The 15,804-nt window shown below is 59.6% G+C and carries 13 protein-coding genes; 9 read left to right on the top strand and 4 right to left on the bottom strand.

Features of this window, described 5'->3' with window-relative positions; all coding sequences use genetic code 11:
- The first annotated feature begins 42 nt into the window (after positions 1-42).
- The 4 genes from HMPREF2919_RS03360 to secA all read left to right on the top strand — a co-directional run bounded on the left by HMPREF2919_RS03360 (position 43) and on the right by secA (position 6,530).
- Positions 43-1,749, top strand: coding sequence for an LpqB family beta-propeller domain-containing protein (locus HMPREF2919_RS03360; protein ID WP_049356525.1), 1,707 nt, complete (start codon positions 43-45; stop codon positions 1,747-1,749).
- A gap of 36 nt (positions 1,750-1,785) precedes the next feature.
- On the top strand, positions 1,786-2,712 hold the full coding sequence (locus HMPREF2919_RS03365) for a ComF family protein (RefSeq protein WP_231840296.1): 927 nt from the start codon (positions 1,786-1,788) through the stop codon (positions 2,710-2,712).
- 209 nt (positions 2,713-2,921) lie between these two features.
- The gene (gene hpf / locus HMPREF2919_RS03370; protein WP_239665130.1) at positions 2,922-3,563 is read left to right on the top strand and encodes a ribosome hibernation-promoting factor, HPF/YfiA family; all 642 of its coding nucleotides are present in this window, start codon (positions 2,922-2,924) and stop codon (positions 3,561-3,563) included.
- 351 nt (positions 3,564-3,914) lie between these two features.
- Positions 3,915-6,530, top strand: coding sequence for a preprotein translocase subunit SecA (secA, locus tag HMPREF2919_RS03375; protein ID WP_049358415.1), 2,616 nt, complete (start codon positions 3,915-3,917; stop codon positions 6,528-6,530).
- Between the two features lie 113 nt (positions 6,531-6,643).
- Here secA and HMPREF2919_RS03380 read toward each other — a convergent pair whose 3' ends face one another.
- Positions 6,644-7,339 (bottom strand): Rv3235 family protein, encoded by a 696-nt coding sequence (locus HMPREF2919_RS03380; protein WP_070666231.1) that lies wholly within the window; start codon positions 7,337-7,339, stop codon positions 6,644-6,646.
- Positions 7,340-7,422: 83 nt separating this feature from the next.
- Positions 7,423-8,421, bottom strand: a complete 999-nt coding sequence (locus HMPREF2919_RS03385; protein ID WP_080973346.1) for a LysM peptidoglycan-binding domain-containing protein — start codon at positions 8,419-8,421, stop codon at positions 7,423-7,425.
- 209 nt (positions 8,422-8,630) lie between these two features.
- On the opposite strand from HMPREF2919_RS03385, the gene HMPREF2919_RS03390 reads away from it, so the two are divergent.
- Positions 8,631-9,314: a histidine kinase gene (locus HMPREF2919_RS03390; RefSeq protein ID WP_070604468.1), complete on the top strand. Its 684-nt coding sequence runs from the start codon at positions 8,631-8,633 to the stop codon at positions 9,312-9,314.
- Positions 9,315-9,494: 180 nt separating this feature from the next.
- Here HMPREF2919_RS03390 and HMPREF2919_RS03395 read toward each other — a convergent pair whose 3' ends face one another.
- Positions 9,495-9,728 (bottom strand): helix-turn-helix domain-containing protein, encoded by a 234-nt coding sequence (locus tag HMPREF2919_RS03395; protein WP_044150292.1) that lies wholly within the window; start codon positions 9,726-9,728, stop codon positions 9,495-9,497.
- A 361-nt stretch (positions 9,729-10,089) separates the two neighbouring features.
- Here HMPREF2919_RS03395 and HMPREF2919_RS03400 point away from each other — a divergent pair, with 361 nt between their 5' ends.
- The 3 genes from HMPREF2919_RS03400 to HMPREF2919_RS03410 all read left to right on the top strand — a co-directional run bounded on the left by HMPREF2919_RS03400 (position 10,090) and on the right by HMPREF2919_RS03410 (position 14,426).
- Positions 10,090-10,782, top strand: a complete 693-nt coding sequence (locus HMPREF2919_RS03400; RefSeq protein ID WP_070666774.1) for an SAF domain-containing protein — start codon at positions 10,090-10,092, stop codon at positions 10,780-10,782.
- Positions 10,779-12,455: a CpaE/TadZ family protein gene (locus HMPREF2919_RS03405; protein WP_070666233.1), complete on the top strand. Its 1,677-nt coding sequence runs from the start codon at positions 10,779-10,781 to the stop codon at positions 12,453-12,455. Before HMPREF2919_RS03400 ends, HMPREF2919_RS03405 begins: the two co-directional genes overlap by 4 nt.
- A gap of 396 nt (positions 12,456-12,851) precedes the next feature.
- The gene (locus tag HMPREF2919_RS03410; protein ID WP_070634486.1) at positions 12,852-14,426 is read left to right on the top strand and encodes a sensor histidine kinase; all 1,575 of its coding nucleotides are present in this window, start codon (positions 12,852-12,854) and stop codon (positions 14,424-14,426) included.
- A 155-nt stretch (positions 14,427-14,581) separates the two neighbouring features.
- On the opposite strand, the gene HMPREF2919_RS03415 is transcribed toward HMPREF2919_RS03410, so the two are convergent.
- Positions 14,582-14,830, bottom strand: coding sequence for a WhiB family transcriptional regulator (locus HMPREF2919_RS03415; protein WP_005505386.1), 249 nt, complete (start codon positions 14,828-14,830; stop codon positions 14,582-14,584).
- Between the two features lie 473 nt (positions 14,831-15,303).
- On the opposite strand from HMPREF2919_RS03415, the gene HMPREF2919_RS03420 reads away from it, so the two are divergent.
- Positions 15,304-15,744: an alpha-N-acetylglucosamine transferase gene (locus tag HMPREF2919_RS03420; RefSeq protein WP_070666235.1), complete on the top strand. Its 441-nt coding sequence runs from the start codon at positions 15,304-15,306 to the stop codon at positions 15,742-15,744.
- Positions 15,745-15,804: the final 60 nt, after the last annotated feature.

Below are 15,804 nucleotides of genomic sequence, written 5' to 3' on the forward strand. Positions count from 1 at the left end.
GTGATGGTTTGTCTTTGTTCGTAGAGGAAGGTTAAGACCTCCATGTCTCACAGGGCTATTGTTTCTCGACGCGCCGTGCTGTCTTGGGGTGCGGTGTCTTTGGCGACGCTCGTGAGCTCTTGCGCGGGTCTTCCCTCAAACAATCGAGTGACTCAGCACAGTAGCGGTCTGGAAGTGAAGAGTGTTAATACTTCTCCGGCGCGTGCGCCGGGTCCGCTGGCGGGTGCTACTCCCGAGGCGATTATTGAGGGCTTCGTGCGTGCTGGTGTGGATAGCATTGAGAATTATGCGGTGGCGCGCCAGTATTTGAGTTCTTCTTTTGCAGGCCGTTGGAATCCTATGGGTACGACTCGTGTGTACCGTAATACGGTGCAGCCTCGTAGCGACGATAGCGGAACTGCCGAGGGGATGTACCATGTGCGTTTCCAGCAGACGGCGACTGTGAATAGTCAGGGTATTACGAGCACCTTCCCGGAGGCTCAGACTGAGACTCAGGATTTCACCATGGTTATGGAAGATAACCAGTGGCGTATTAGCTCCTGCCCGGATGGTCTGTGGCTGGATGGTGCCGAGTTTGAGCGCGTGTTTAGCCCGTGCCGCCTGTACTTCTACGATCGTGCGTTCCGTTATGCTGTGCCGGATATTCGTTGGTTCCCGCATACGGACCGTTACTTTGAGCTGCTGGTGCGTACCCTCATGATTGGTCCTGCATCCTACTTGAAGGATGTTGCGTTCTCGGCGTTGAATGAGTCGATGAGCCTTGAGACCGCTAACATGAGCGATAACCAGGATGTGCTGGTTCGCCTCTCGGGTGAGCACCTGGACGATAACCGTTTGGCGCGTGTGCGTGAGCAGATTATGCACGGCTTGGAGAACTTCTCGGGTCTGGGCAAGACTGAGGTTTTCTATAACGGCACTCTGATTCCTGAGAACGCGCCGAGCGGCTTTTCTGCGGTGAAGCTGAACCCGGGTGTTCCTGCCCGCACGGTTGCTATTAATTCGAACGGCCAGATGGTGGCGCGCGATGACTATATGAGCAATGCGGGTGAGCAATTGCTTCTGCGTGGCGTGACCCAGTTGAGTTCCCCGGCGATGGGCTATTCGGCGGATGTTTACGCCTGCTTGGCGAACGATGCCGCGAGCCTGTACACGGTGTATCAGGGCACTGCCCGCCGCGTGTGGCAGAGTACCGCTCTGACTGCTCCCAGTTTTGATGCGTATGGCTGGGTGTGGGCAGCCGATGGTGAGGGTATTGTTCGTGCCTTCAAACCGGATTCTGAGGATGCAACCGAGCGTGAGCGCGGTGTTGATATTGGTCTGTCCTGGCAGCGTAATTTGAGCTTTACGAGCGTGAACGTTTCACACGATGGTGCCCGCATGGCGATTGTGGCCTCTACTGAGGGTGCGTCGGCTGTGATTATTTCCGGTATTGTGCGTGATGATGCCGGTAAGCCTCTGCGTCTGACGGAGATGGTGCGTCTGAGCTCTTCTGTGACTCCGCGTAATGCCCGTTGGGCTGGCGACCAGAGCGTCGTGGTGGTGAACGTGAAGAATGGTGAGTCTGAGGTGATTTCCCTCAGCGGTGAAGAGACGAAGCTGGACCGTTTGGATGGTGTGATGACCATTTCGACGGCGGATAATACGTCGAATATTATTGCTCACCGTTCTGACGGTTCGTGCTACCTGATGGAGGAGCGCGGCTGGATTCGCCTGGACACGACCCTGCACGAGATTAGTTACGCCGGTTAGCCTCGGGTAGGCGCGAGCGAGGAAAGGGTGCTTTCGGTGAGTTCAGTACAGCGTGGTTTGAACGATTCCGTGAATGGGTCCTGGAGCAAGTCTCTGACCGGGCTTGCGGGCGCTCTCAAGAGTGCCGGCGGGTCTTTGGGGGAGGTGCTGATGCCGCGTACTTGCCCGTGCTGTGCGGTGCCGGTCGCCTATGGGGCAGGCTCGCCACTGTGTGAGGCTTGCTTGCCGCAGTTGCGTTCGGCGTTGGCTAAGGTGGAGCGAGTATATGCTCTGCAACCTCTTGATGGCGCGGCTGCTCCCGAGGTGCGTGCGGCATCCCGTTATGAGGGGATCATGCCGCGTGCCCTGTTGGCGTTGAAGAATGCGGGCCGTACCGACCTGCTGCCCCTGTTGGGAGAGGGTTTGGCGCGTAGCGTGTACGAGCTTCTTCGGGCGCATCGGGTTGAGCTTCAGAGCGTACCGGGGTCTTCTATCTCTTCTGTGGGCACCTCCGCCGCACCGGTTGAGGTTCTGCTGATTCCGGCGCCGTCCTCTGCCCAGAGCGTGCGCCGCCGCGGCTATGCGCCGGCGAATCTTTTGGTGCAGGAGGCGGCGCGTCAGCTTAATAAGCGTCTGCCTGCCTCGGTGCGGGTGCGCGCTGTGGACGTTATCGGGTACGTTCCTCGCGGTCGGCGGGGGAGCGGCGCCTCCCTATCTTCTCGTGTGGGTGCTTTTCTCCTTAGCGCCTCTGAGACAAAGAATGAGCAGAAGAGCCTGGGCGCTGTGGGGCGTGCCGAGCGGATGCACGGTGCCTTGCGCGTCATGGAGCCTGCCCTGTGCACGGGTCGGGTGAGCGTTATTTGTGATGATGTGGTGACCACCGGTGCGACCGCCTCTGAGATGGTGCGTGTGCTACAGGAATCCGGTTCGCGGGTGCTGGGCGTGTGTGCTGTGGCGGCGGTACCGAAAAAGGCTCAGACATAGCGTTTCTTGTAGTTAGTTGCAAGAGATACACGATTTTTGGCGAATAAAGTTCGCAGACGGACGAATAGCTATTATTTAGGCTAAATATTTGTCATATCTAGTGATATGAAACATGTTTCGTACTAGAATATAGACAAGGGAACGGCATTGGAGTCGAACCCCCGTACCGGGTCCAGCCGGACGCGGTATAAGCCCCCAACCTGGAGGGAATGATCGTGGAAGTCAACATCTACGGCCGCAATATCAAGGTCACCGAACGCCTGGAAGAGTACGTGAGCGAGAAGGTTCAGAAGTTCGCTCAGCTCGGCGATAACGTGAAGGACATCGACGTCAAGTTCAGCAAGGACGGTCACCTGGGTGGCGAGTCCATCCGCGTTGAGATTACCGTTGTTGGTACTGGTCCTGTCCTCCGTTCCGAAGCCCAGGGTCACGACAAGTTCGCGGTCTTCGATGAAACCTACGGCAAGCTCCTGGAGCGTCTGCGCCGTGCACGTGACCGCCGCAAGCTGCACAAGCGCGGTGGCAAGCACCCCGTCTCCGTGGCGGACGCTACCGGATCGATTCCCGTGGTTACCGAAGCAATTACCGAGATTCTGCTGCCGGATGTTCCGGTTGAAGAAGCAGCATTCGACAACAGCGAGGTCACCCTCGCCGACGAGGCCGCATCTCCCATCGAGATTCGCCACAAGAGCTTCAAGGGCGAGCGTCTGACTCCCGCAGAAGCTGTTGACCGTATGGAACTGGTCGGCCACGACTTCTACCTGTACATTGACAGCGAGACCGGCGCACCGGCTGCGGCATACCGCCGTAAGGGCTGGAGCTACGGCATCATTACTCTGGACAACGAGTAAAACTAACGTACCTGCTGGCTGCTGAGGCGTAAGGCTCTTTAGGGGTCGTACTCAGCGAGCAGGCTCAAGACCCGGGCGGTCTGGGAACACACACCGTGTTTCTCCAGGCCCCCGGGTTTTTCTTTGCCCTCCACACAGCCGTTCCTTTAGGCGGACGGGTCGGCTCTGCCTCAACCGGAGGGTGAAAGATTCGAGTGTCACCAAATGTCACCTCGTGGGCGCACAGCGTAAAAAAGAGCTCGGACGGGCGAATTAGGCGGCTCTGCCATACAATATGTAGGAAGGCCTCACCGCGCGCACTTTCGCGCGCCCTTGGTGAGGGTACCGAAACAAGCAAGGAGTAGAAGCTCAGTGGCATCTTTCTTGGAGAAAATCCTCCGAACCGGCGATAAGAGGGTTCTGCGACAGCTCGAAGCGTACACAAAGGCGGTGAACTCGCTCGAGGACAGCTTCTCATCGATGACCGATGAGGAACTGCGAGCAGAGACCGACAAGTTCCGCGAGCGCGTCAAGGACGGCGAATCCCTCGACATTATGCTGCCGGAGGCCTTTGCGGTGGTCCGTGAAGCATCCAAGCGTACCCTGGGCAAGCGCCACTACGACGTGCAGCTCATGGGTGGTGCAGCGCTGCACCTGGGCAACATTGCCGAAATGAAGACCGGTGAGGGTAAGACCCTCGTTGCGACCCTGCCCGCGTACCTGAACGCGCTGAGCGGCAAGGGCGTGCACATTGTGACCGTGAACGACTACCTGGCTGAGTACCAGGCGAACCTCATGGGTCGCGTGTTCCGCTTCCTCGGCATGGAGTGCGGCGTGATTCTGTCATCCATGGAGCCTGACGAGCGTCGTAAGCAGTACGCCGCAGACATCACTTACGGTACGAACAACGAGTTCGGCTTCGACTACCTGCGTGACAACATGGCGTGGACCGTGGAGGAGCAGGTTCAGCGCGGCCACAACTTCGCCATTATCGATGAGGTGGACTCCATCCTGATCGATGAGGCGCGTACCCCTCTGATTATTTCCGGCCCCGCAGCCGGTGAGGCGAACCGCTGGTACGCAGAGTTCGCGCGCATTGCCGCGACCCTGCTCAAGCGCGGTGAAGACTACGAAGTAGACGAGAAGAAGCGCACCGTCGGTATCCTCGAATCCGGCATTGACAAGGTGGAAGACCACCTGGGTGTGAAGAACCTCTACGAATCCAAGAACACCCCGCTCATTGGCTTCCTGAACAACTCTATTAAGGCGAAGGAGCTGTTCACCAACAACAAGGACTACGTGGTCATTGACGGCGAAGTCCTGATTGTTGACGAGCACACCGGTCGTATTCTGCCGGGCCGCCGCTACAACGACGGCATCCACCAGGCGATTGAGGCGAAGGAAGGCGTCGAAATCAAGCCTGAGAACCAGACCATGGCGACCGTGACTCTGCAGAACTACTTCCGCATGTACGACAAGCTGTCCGGTATGACCGGTACCGCGGAAACCGAAGCGGCAGAGTTCATGAACACCTATGAGCTCGGCGTGGTGCCCATCCCCACCAACAAGGGTGTGCAGCGCATCGACAACCCCGATAAGGTGTACCGCGACGAAATCGCCAAGTTCAAGGCGGTCGTCAAGGACATTAAGGAACGCCACGAAAAGGGCCAGCCGATCCTGGTGGGTACCGCAAGCGTGGAGAACTCCGAATACCTTTCCCGCCAGCTGGCGAAGGCAGGCGTGCGCCACGAGGTGCTGAACGCAAAGAACAACGAGCGTGAGGCTGCTATTGTTGCGCAGGCGGGCCGTAAGGGCGCCGTCACCGTGGCAACCAACATGGCTGGTCGCGGTACCGACATTATGCTCGGCGGTAACCCCGAATTTGAGGCCGTCGAAAAGATGCGTGAGCTCGGCCTGGACCCGAACACCAACTCCGAAGAGTACGAGGCTCGCTGGCCCGAGGTCCTGAAGGCCTGCGAAGACGCCGCTAAAGAAGAGCACGAGGAAGTCACCAAGCTCGGTGGCCTGTACGTGCTCGGCACTGAGCGTCACGAGTCCCGCCGTATCGACAACCAGCTGCGCGGTCGTTCCGGCCGTCAGGGCGACCCGGGTGAGTCCCGCTTCTACCTGTCGCTGACCGACGAACTGATGCGCCTGTTCAACACCGGCATGGCAACCCGCCTCATGGCGGCAGCTCCCGAGGACTCCGCACTGGACTCCAAGATCGTCAGCCGCGCTATCGCTACCGCCCAGTCAAACGTTGAAGGCCGTAACGCTGAACAGCGTAAGAACGTGCTCAAGTATGACGACGTGCTCAACCGCCAGCGCGAAGCGATCTACAAGGACCGCGGCCGCATCCTGCACGGTGACGACCTGAAGGAACAGATTTCTGGCTTCGTGGACGAGGTGCTGACCACCATCATCGACGCGCGCGTCGCTGAAGGCCACGCCGAGGACTGGGACTTCGACGAGCTCTGGAGCGCCCTCAAGCAGGTGTACCCCATCTCCATCACCGTGGACGACCTCGCTGAAGACGCTGGAGACCGCACCAAGATTACTCGCGACCAGATCGTGAAGGAAGTCCTGGCGGACGCACACCTCATCTACGATGAGCGTGAAAAGAGCGTCGGCGAAGAGAGCATGCGCGAAATCGAACGCCGTGTCATGCTGTCCGTCATCGGCGAGCGCTGGCCCGAGCACCTGTACGAGATGGAATACCTCAAGGAAGGTATCGGTCTGCGTGCGATGGCTCAGCGTGACCCGCTGGTCGAGTACCAGCGTGAAGGCTACGACATGTACCAGTCGATGCTCGGCGCGATCCGTGAAGAGACCGTGACCTACCTGTTCAACCTTGACCTGTCCAAGCAGCGCACTCAGGCTTCTGCCGTGCGCCTGGCTGAGCCTTCGCGCCCGAAGTTCCTGCAGTACTCCGCCCCGGATGAGGACGGCCACGAGCAGGTTCACGTGGAACGCTCGAAGGACAAGTAGCCTCAGCGTAAAAGCTGAAATGCTATAGACCTAGCAGAGAGGGTGCGAATCCAACACTGGATTCGCACCCTCTCTGTTTGTCTGTGTGTTTTGTAGGGGAAGCCGGGGAAGCCTTAGTCTTCGTCCAAGCGGCTCTGCGGCTGCTCAATTGCGGTAATCAGCCACATGCCGTGAATCAGGCGCATCTGCATGGTCACCACGCGCACCTTATCCGCACAACGCAGTAGCGCCACCACCTCGTAGAGCTCCTCGTGCACCTTCTGCGCTCGCACCCGCAACAGAACCGGCGGAAGAGTCAACAGCATCTCCTTGCGCACCTGGCGCGGGTTCTTCGGGAAGTGCGGCAGAAGACGGTGGAAACAATCCGCTGACACCCACTGCGCCAGCTGCTGACGCGAACGACGAGCCGACATGATCTCCAGGTAAGCAATTGCCACACCCGCGCAACGACCCTCCAGCTGGCGAGCCAACGCATCCGCAGGACGCAACGGGCGGCCCTTCTTTGCCACCGGCGGGCGCTGCGCCGAATGCTGCTCATAACGCGGCAGTGGCAACAGCGAATAGACCGATGAGCTGTTCCTCCTCTGCACCAGTGCCATCGTGCCCTGCCCCTGCTCCGGTAGCGGAGCGACCTGCTCGACAATCGCAGACTGAGCCACCGGCTGGGAGGTGCGTGCCGCCTGACGCTTTGAATACGGGCGGGCAGGCTGATCGTTACGGGAGGCAGGCTGCGCAGGCTGAGAATACTGCGCAGTCGGGGAATGCGGCGGCGTCCACGGGGCGCGGGGGAGAAGGTGGGCGAAGCTCATGACGGCTCCTTTCAGGGCAGGGAATGTGAGGTGGGTTGAGCGAATGAGATTGACTGACTGAAAAGCTATCGGGTGAGAGAAGGCTAATGAACGGGCTGTTCGGGAATCTGCAGAACCTGCCCCGCGTAGAGCAGCTCGGCATTCTGACCCAGAGCGTCCTTATTCGCCTCGTAAATATCGAGAGTGTAGTTGTAAATGGTGGAGGCGTCGGTGCCTTCACCCAGCTGCTCGGCGGCAATGGACCAGAGCGTATCGCCCGCCTGGACCGTGTAGGAGTAGGTGCCCGCCTCAGTGCGGGGAGGGGAGAAGAACGGGCTGCGATCCTGCAGAGAGCCCGCCGCCTCCGTGGGTTGAGGAGCCAGGGGGATATCGGGAACCTCGGCGGAGAGCGGCAGGAGAGCGGCGGACTGTGCCGGGTCGGTAGCGGAGAAAACCGTATCTGAGCTGGTGTCTGCCCCCACAGTACTCGTTGACTCTGCGGTCATGACCGCAGAGATAGTCGTCTGCGGCATGCCTTCCGTACTGGTCAGCCCGGCGTTGCTGGGCGTAACCACCGTAGCCTGTGCGGGAGCCAGAACCGCACCCACTCCAAGAGCCGTGCCACCGAGCGTCAGAACGATGCGGCGCATAAAGCGCGGACGGAAAATCGCCGGGACCTTCAGCACCGCGCGGTCAGCGTTGTGGCTCGAAACGCGCAAAGACCAAGCGTAGAAGAGAGCGTAGATAAAACTGATGAACCACCAGGCGGTAATGAGGGCTGCTACCGCACCAGCGCAGAGCAGCGAAGCATCTGTCAGCGGGTGTGCCGAGGGGATGCGGTGCAGGTTCACGCTCAACGCGCCCAAGACCGCCGCGGAAAGCAGAGGAGGGGCGATGAAGAGCAACGCGTCCTGGTAGCTTGCCTTAGCGCCGGGCCCGATTGCAGAGCCGGTGCCGGACGCAGAGCCGCCGCCAGCGGCTACCTCTGCACTGACAGTACGAGGCGCGGCTACGGAGTGTGAGACTGCGGAGTGTGAGGCGAAGGTGGCAGGGCGTGAAGCGAAGGCTGCGGGGGCTGATCCCGGGGTGGAAAATTGGTCCACGATGACCTCCAAATGGTATGTTTGATAGCTTTTGGTGTTGTTTCATTTATACAGGAAGACGTGCCAAAAATGAAGCAAAACGTATCAAAATGCATAAAAAACATATAATTTGGTGGAATTTGCTTCAAAAATTAAGCTCAAGAAGCATCATTCGGCCAGAAAAACGCCCCGGTTCGTATCCGCACCCGCTACTCGGGTAGGGTCATAGTATGAGCATGGAAAAGTTCCTACGAGACATTGAGGCGCGCCTCGCCTCCGAACGTGCCTGGGATATGGAACAGGATGCCCGCCAAGTCGCCCGCGTCCAGTACTCCACCATTACCCTCGACGACCGCCTCCTCGCGCAGGTTGGCGGCCCGATCCGCATCTGCGCCACCGACATGCAAACCTACGAAGGTAAGCTCGAAATGGTCGGCGAAGAATGGGTCAGCATCGAAGCGCGCGGCGAAAACATCATCATCCCCCTGCGCGGAATGCTCTGGTGGGAAGGTGGCATCGCTCCCGGGCGAGCCGATATTCGCCCCGAACGCTACCGCATGAAAATTCAGCTCGCCCTCCGCTCCCTCGCCATGGCACGTGAACCCGTTCGCCTCTCCCTCGAAGGTGGCACCGTCAGCTATGACGGCGTGATCGAGCGAGTCGGTGCCGACTTCCTTGAGCTGCGCCTGCTCAATGGCGGCCAGTACCCGCGTATCTACGAACGCGACCAGTACGCGCGTGCAGCCTACGGCGCGCAGGGAACCTACGGGCAGGGTGGTTACAGCCAGGGCGGTTATGGGCAAGCTGGTTATGGTCAGGGCGCCTCCGGCTACTCTCGTGCACCTCGCGGCGCTGGCGTGCGCACCATTCCGCTGGCTCGTATTAGCGCAGTCATCGCCCGTATTTCACGCTAAAAACACGGGGAAATAGCGGGCGCTACCATTCGTGGGTACGCTCGCAAAAGATGCCTCGACAAGTGTAAATACCCGCATTAAAGCAACAATAAACACAAAAAGGTCCGCCCCTCTCATGCGAGAGGAGCGGACCTTTCTGAAACCACTCGAGCGTTACGCCCGCGAGGTGCATGTCGAATACTACTCAGCCTTAGCCTTTGCAGTGAGCTTGCCGGAAGCAATTGCCTCCAGAGTCTGCTCGTGGCGCTCGGTAATGTACTCTTCAAAACGAGAGCGTTCAATACGCCACTGGTTACGCCCACCAATCTGGATGGCGGGAAGTTCGCCGCTACGCACCAGAGCGCGCACCTGCGAAAGCGAAACCTGCAGCTCCTCGGCAACGTCGCTCAGAGTGAGGAAACGAGGTGCAGTCATCGAATTGTTCCTTTCCGTGAGTGAAATCCTGGGCCCCTTAGCCACCGTTAGTGGCCTTTTACATAGAGTCCATACAGAACATCTATTGAGTACTTTCAGTATATGCCATCACCGTGAAATTTGCTCACAAAAAGCCTTATATGAGCTGAAAAGTTATCTAATCACCCCTTCAAAAGGGGCAAGACTCAAAAATATTTCATAAACACGACTCTTGTTGAGAGAGAGTACTAAATGAAATATGCTGTTAGGGTTAGTGTCAGAACCAACCAAAGCACTATCGAAAACACACCACTCGCTCATCGGTCAGTTGAACAACACCGGAATCACCGCCGGCTTCCGCACCGAAAGGCACAACCACATCATGCGCATACGACAGAACGCGACGAAGCGTTCCACCCTCACCGAGCCCCACGCCAAGCGCCTCAAAAGGCCCACCGTCAAGGATTGGCGATTCATCCTCGGTGTACTTCTCGTGCTCGTCTCCATCACCGGCGTGCAGCTCTACGTGCAAGCCAATAACAGCAAAACCGAGTACTACACCGCCAAAAGTGAAATCCGCCTCGGCGAGAAGATTACCGAAGACAAACTCGCCCGAGTCGAAGCGAACATAGACTCCGCCAAAGACAAGTACTTCACCCGCGCCGAAGCCGCACAGATGAACGGCAAAATCGCTACCCAGCGCATCCCCGCCGGTAACCTCATCAGCAAGGAATCCGTAGGCACCGAAACCTCCCCGGGCCGCCGTCTCGCCACCGTCAGCATTGACCGTGCGGCAGCCTCCGCGCTGAAGGCGGGCGAGCGCGTGGACGTGTGGACCTCCGGCCCGCGCAACCCCGACACCAAGAGCGATAACCGCACTGAAAACGGCGCCCGCGCCATCGTCACCAACGCTGAAATCGTTGCTGTAACGGTCGACGAAGGCGTGCTTGGCGCCAACGGCAAGGCAACCGTGCAGCTGTGGGTCAAGGAAGAAGCCCTCGCCGCCCTCGTCAAGGAAAGCAACAGCGACTCCAAGATCAGCCTCATCCCCGGCACCTATGGGGAGGGTCAGTGAACATCCCCGTCATCCTCTACGGCGATGACGGCTCGCTCCTGAACCGCATCGAATCCCAACGCGGCCGCGTCTCCGTGGCGCGCACCGTGCAGGACTTCAGCGAAGCCGTCGGCATGGCGCACACCGGCATCGCCCGCGTGTTGCTCTGCGCGCACGTGCCCGCCGAAATGAGCGCCTCCACCGTGGATGCGCTCGCCGCCTCCGAGGTGCTCCTGGCGGTTATTGCCCCGGACAACCTGCCCCTGCCCACGCAGGCACACCGCATCCGCCCCGAAGCTGCCCTCGACGAGATTCTGGGCTCCCTCGAGCAGGCAGTGGATGCGGCGCTCGCCCGACCCGCCGCAGGTTACGGTATTCCCGCGCAGATTCCGGCTCAGCCGCCCGTTCAGCCTGTTGCCCACCGACCGGAGGGCGTCTACGGTCAGGACGCCGGTTACGGCTACGACGCAGGCTACGGCTACGACAGCGGTTACGGTTACGGTTACGATAACGGAGCTGCTGGCCATGGGGCGGGCGGCTACGGCTACGACCCCGCCGCGGGTACTGCCGTAAACGCCGGCGCGCCCTACGGTGCCGACTACGGAAGTTACGGAATCGACCCCGCAGCCCCCGCCGGAAACGCACCCGGCGCACCCGGCGCGCATGACCCGGCGGAAGCCTCCTCCGTTGTGCCCAGCAACGAGGAATCCGTGCTCAGCCAGGCCGCCGCCATCGTCGACTCTTTCGCACCCGGTAGCGACTACGCCCTGCATGTGCAGAACGAGAACAACGACGGTACCCTGCCGCAACACCCCGACATCAACCAGGACCCCGCCGCGCCCTCCCGCTACCAGCCCGGCCACCGCCTCGGCAAGATTGTGACCGTCTGGGGTACCCACGGCGCGCCCGGTCGAAGCACCATTGCCTTCAACCTCGCAGCCCTCGCGGCACAGCAGGGCCAGCAGGTCTGCCTCATCGATGCAGACACCTACGCGCCCAGCCTGGATGCGCTCATGGCGCTCGAGGACACCGGCTCCGGCCTGGCAATTCTCTGCTCGGACGCCGACCGCGCCCAGCTTGACGAGAAAAAAGCCGGCGCCATCATGGAGCGTGTGCCCCTCAAGAACGGCACCTTCGACTTCTTGAGCGGCATCACCTCCTCCTCGCGTTGGCCCGAGGTGCGCGCCCGCGCCTTCGCCGAAGTACTCGAATGGCTTAAGCACCGCTACGACCTGGTCATCTGCGATGTTGCCGCACCCATCGAGGTGGACGAGGAGCTGACCTTTGACGGCTCGGCACCGCGCCGTAACGCCGCGACCCTCACCGCGCTCGCCTGCGCCGACCGCGTGATTGCGCTCGGTGAAGCGGACGTTATCGGGCTGCCGCGTCTGATTAACCTCGCCCGCGAGGTGCAGTCGCGCCCGGACCTGTTCGCACCCCAAACGGATGTGCAGTACTGGCTCAACCGCAGCCGCCGCGAAGCCGCCGGATTCAACCCGGAGGCGAAGATGCGCGATAACTGGGCACGCTACCTGTCGGTGTCGCTCACCGGCGTGATTCCGTACGAGCGTAAGGTCATGGACCGTCTGCGCCGCAACGGCGAAGCGCTGCTGGAGGTGGCACCCCGCCACGCGGTCGTGCAGTCCTTCGAGGCGATGCTTGAGGGCATGTACGCGGTGCGCCCCGGCGCTTAACTTCAGCCCCGGCGTACAGGTCCGTCAGCTACAACTAATGCCCGCCAGAGGCGGGCGAACGAAACCCCGGCGTATCGGTGTTTTTCTCGGTTTCTTCTAGGAACTGCAGAGCGCCGATATGCCGGGTTTTCTGTGTCTTTACGCCGGGTTTTACGTAGGGTTTTGGGCCGGGGTTTTGAATCGGGGAAGGTGACAATAATGCAGGGCAGTAGCGCGAATATTTCACCTCAAAGTTGAGGGGTTCATCTCATCTCAGGGCGTCATATTTGCGATTAAAAAGCGCGCTCCAAGAAATGCTCTGTAAACTATTCCACGTATTGTCGTTTGAATGGGATTTGCGGCGAACAAACCGTAAAATGGTTGAACACACCCGAACTTAGGGAAGCACACAAACATATGTCTTTTGCAGAAGGAATTATGAGCGCCTGCGACTTCGGTCCCGGCGACACTGAACGCGTTCACCTCATCATGGGCGAATGGCAGGTCATCTCTGACATCGCCCAGAGTGACCTGGTTCTATGGTTCCCCACCGACTACGTTGTTGCCGACGGCAGTTCCCCGGATGCCGTCTCCGGCCCCAGCGAAACCAGTACTTTCCGTGCCTTCGCGCACGTGCGCCCCTCTAACGTCCGAACCCTCTTCCACCACGACATCATCGATCACGACATGGAAGACGGAATCCGCGACGAAGCATACCGCGTCTGGATTGACCAGAACATCAGCACCTACACCGACGAAGGAAGCGGTGAAGGCGTTGGTGCCCGCCCGCGCGTACACGTAACCTTCGTGCCCATCGTGCGCAACAACCGCACCATTGCGTTGCTGACCAGCCACAAGATTGCCACACCCAGTGGCTACCCCTCCATCAGCGACGAGGTCTACGAATATACTGCTGATACCATGCTCTCCATGGTGCACTCCGGCCTGTGGCCCGACCCCCTCGCCCAGGGAAATAACACTCAGGGCAACCCCCGCGTGATCGACGGCATTATTGTGCTTGACCCCTCCGGTCGTGTGGTCGTCGCTTCCCCGAACGCGAACTCCATGTACAACCGCATGGGCATGACCGGCTACCTCGAAAAGCAAAACCTTGCCGACGTCACCCGTGCGATGCTTCCTGCCGGTGAACAGGCGGATGAAACCCTGCAGCTCGTCCTGGCGGGCCGTAGTGACCTGCGCACCGAATTGGTTATTGCTCGTGCCCGCGTGACCATGCGCTCCATCCCGCTGCTGGCACAGAGGCGCGCCCGTATCGAGCGTGAAGGCGCCGTGATTCTTTGCCGTGACGTGACCGAGTTGCGCCGCCGCGAGCTGGAGCTTATGACCAAGGACGCGACCATCCGCGAAATTCACCACCGCGTGAAGAACAACCTGCAGACCGTGTCCGCTCTGCTGCGCCTGCAGTCGCGTCGTATGACCACGGATGAGGCACGTCAGGGCCTGGAGCAGGCGATGCGTCGCGTGGCAACAATCGCTACCGTGCACGAGGCGCTTTCGCAGGGTCTGACTCAGAACGTCGACTTTGACGAGCTGATTGAGCGTCAGTTCCACCTTGCCGCTGAGCTTGCTTCCCCCGGCCAGCACGTGTCTACCAAGCTGATTGGTTCCTTTGGATCTTTGCCGAGCCAGTTCGCTACCCCTCTGGCGCTGGTTATCAACGAGGTTGTCGCGAACGCTGTGGAGCACGGCCTGGACGGTGAGACCGGCACTGTGACCCTCGAGGGTATTCGCGGTACCAACGATGAGGGGGAGAACATCCTCACCGTCGTGATTACTGATGACGGTAAGGGCATGGGCGATAAGAAGATTGAAGAGTCCGGCCCGAACGCCTACCGCCCGGTGACCGGTAAGGAAGGCCTGGGCATGCAGATTGTGCGTACCCTGGTGGCAAGCGAGCTGAACGGCTCAATCCGCTGGGAGGCTAACGAACCGACCGGTACCCGCGTGGTCATCACCGCGGTGCTCGTCTAAGCCCCTTCTCGTATGACATATAGAACTGCCGCCGCCCCGAGTACGGGGTGGTGGCAGTTTGCTGTCTAGATAGGTTCTGTATATGACAAAAGCGTGGTGCAGTGACTTTATATCACTGCACCACGCTTTTGATGCCCTATTGAATACTCCGGAAGTTAGGATGCACGGCGGGCACGAGCTGCGCGACGCTTCATCGCACGACGCTCGTCTTCACTGGTGCCACCCCATACGCCGGAGTCCTGGCCGGTCTCGATGGCCCACTTCAGGCAGACGTCTACAACCTCGCAAGAGCGGCAGACAGTCTTGGCCTCTTCAATTTGCAACAGGGCAGGTCCGGTGTTTCCTACGGGGAAGAACAGCTCCGGATCCTTGTCCAAACAAGCTGCACGACTACGCCAATCCACGGTGGACCTCCTTCATGATTTACGGTCTCACGCGGTGGCAAGACACATCTATTTTCCTGTGTGCGTGTCAAATACATCCGATGATGGGACGCTCACCCAGCGTTAGGGTGAAAATTGACTTATCAACTTTCGCATGTTGGAGCGGATGTGACAAGTACTTTTCTCTAAAAACTTCAGTATTACGCTGAGGCATCTATCACTTAGGCTAACCTTTGTCTAATTGAGAGGATGAGGAATCGCATGCTGACACACAGATTCTGCGTCGCGTCTCATGGGCGAGACTCGGGCGGCTGGGTGAGTGGCACCTCAGGCATAATATAAAGCGGTACCTACCCCTGAAATGCCGCACCGACGACGAGGCGGTGAACCCGAGACGGGGGAGCGCCCACCCGCTAACGCACCAACGCATCGACCAGCACATCGGACCGAGTACACCCCGGTCTGCCGCCGACACTACCCATGAGGAGCCCACCATGACGTCACGCCCGTTCAACGTCATCTATGCATTCGCCCTGACCGAAACCTTCGCAGCATACATTCTGATTCGCGGCATCCTCTACCCCTTTATCGTCAGCGGAATGTCTACCGCTCAGGCGATTGTGGGCGGTGTGCTCCAGGTGCTCATTGCCGCGGGCATGACCTACTTTGGCCTGCGTTTCTACCGCGGCCGCTTCGGTTCGCGCCTGCCCATGATCCTGATTACCCTCTGCGCCCTGTGGGTCACCGCAAGCACCCTCGTCATGAACGTGAGCGCTTACGGCCTGAACATTGGCCAGGTCATCACGATTGCGGGTGTTATTGGTGCGGCGGCTGCCTTCGTCTTTGTGCTCATGCCCAGTAGCCGCCGCTATATTGAGGCGGTCACCGAAGCATCGGGCGAAGAAGCGGAGAAGTACAGCCGCCGACGCCGCTAAACCCCTAGCGCGTAAACCCCTAGCGCCGCTAAACCCTAGCCGGCTTGGCTCTAGAGTGCT

It is taken from the genome of Rothia sp. HMSC068E02, from assembly GCF_001813565.1.
In the GTDB taxonomy this organism is placed as follows: Bacteria; Actinomycetota; Actinomycetes; order Actinomycetales; family Micrococcaceae; genus Rothia.

Coding starts and splice junctions, on each gene's coding strand:
- HMPREF2919_RS03410 (WP_070634486.1), top strand. CDS start 12,852: ATGTCTTTTGCAGAAGGAATTATGAGCGCCTGCGACTTCGGTCCCGGC.
- HMPREF2919_RS03360 (WP_049356525.1), top strand. CDS start 43: ATGTCTCACAGGGCTATTGTTTCTCGACGCGCCGTGCTGTCTTGGGGT.
- HMPREF2919_RS03420 (WP_070666235.1), top strand. CDS start 15,304: ATGACGTCACGCCCGTTCAACGTCATCTATGCATTCGCCCTGACCGAA.
- hpf (WP_239665130.1), top strand. CDS start 2,922: ATGATCGTGGAAGTCAACATCTACGGCCGCAATATCAAGGTCACCGAA.
- HMPREF2919_RS03395 (WP_044150292.1), bottom strand. CDS start 9,728: ATGACTGCACCTCGTTTCCTCACTCTGAGCGACGTTGCCGAGGAGCTG.
- HMPREF2919_RS03400 (WP_070666774.1), top strand. CDS start 10,090: ATGCGCATACGACAGAACGCGACGAAGCGTTCCACCCTCACCGAGCCC.
- HMPREF2919_RS03380 (WP_070666231.1), bottom strand. CDS start 7,339: ATGAGCTTCGCCCACCTTCTCCCCCGCGCCCCGTGGACGCCGCCGCAT.
- HMPREF2919_RS03390 (WP_070604468.1), top strand. CDS start 8,631: ATGAGCATGGAAAAGTTCCTACGAGACATTGAGGCGCGCCTCGCCTCC.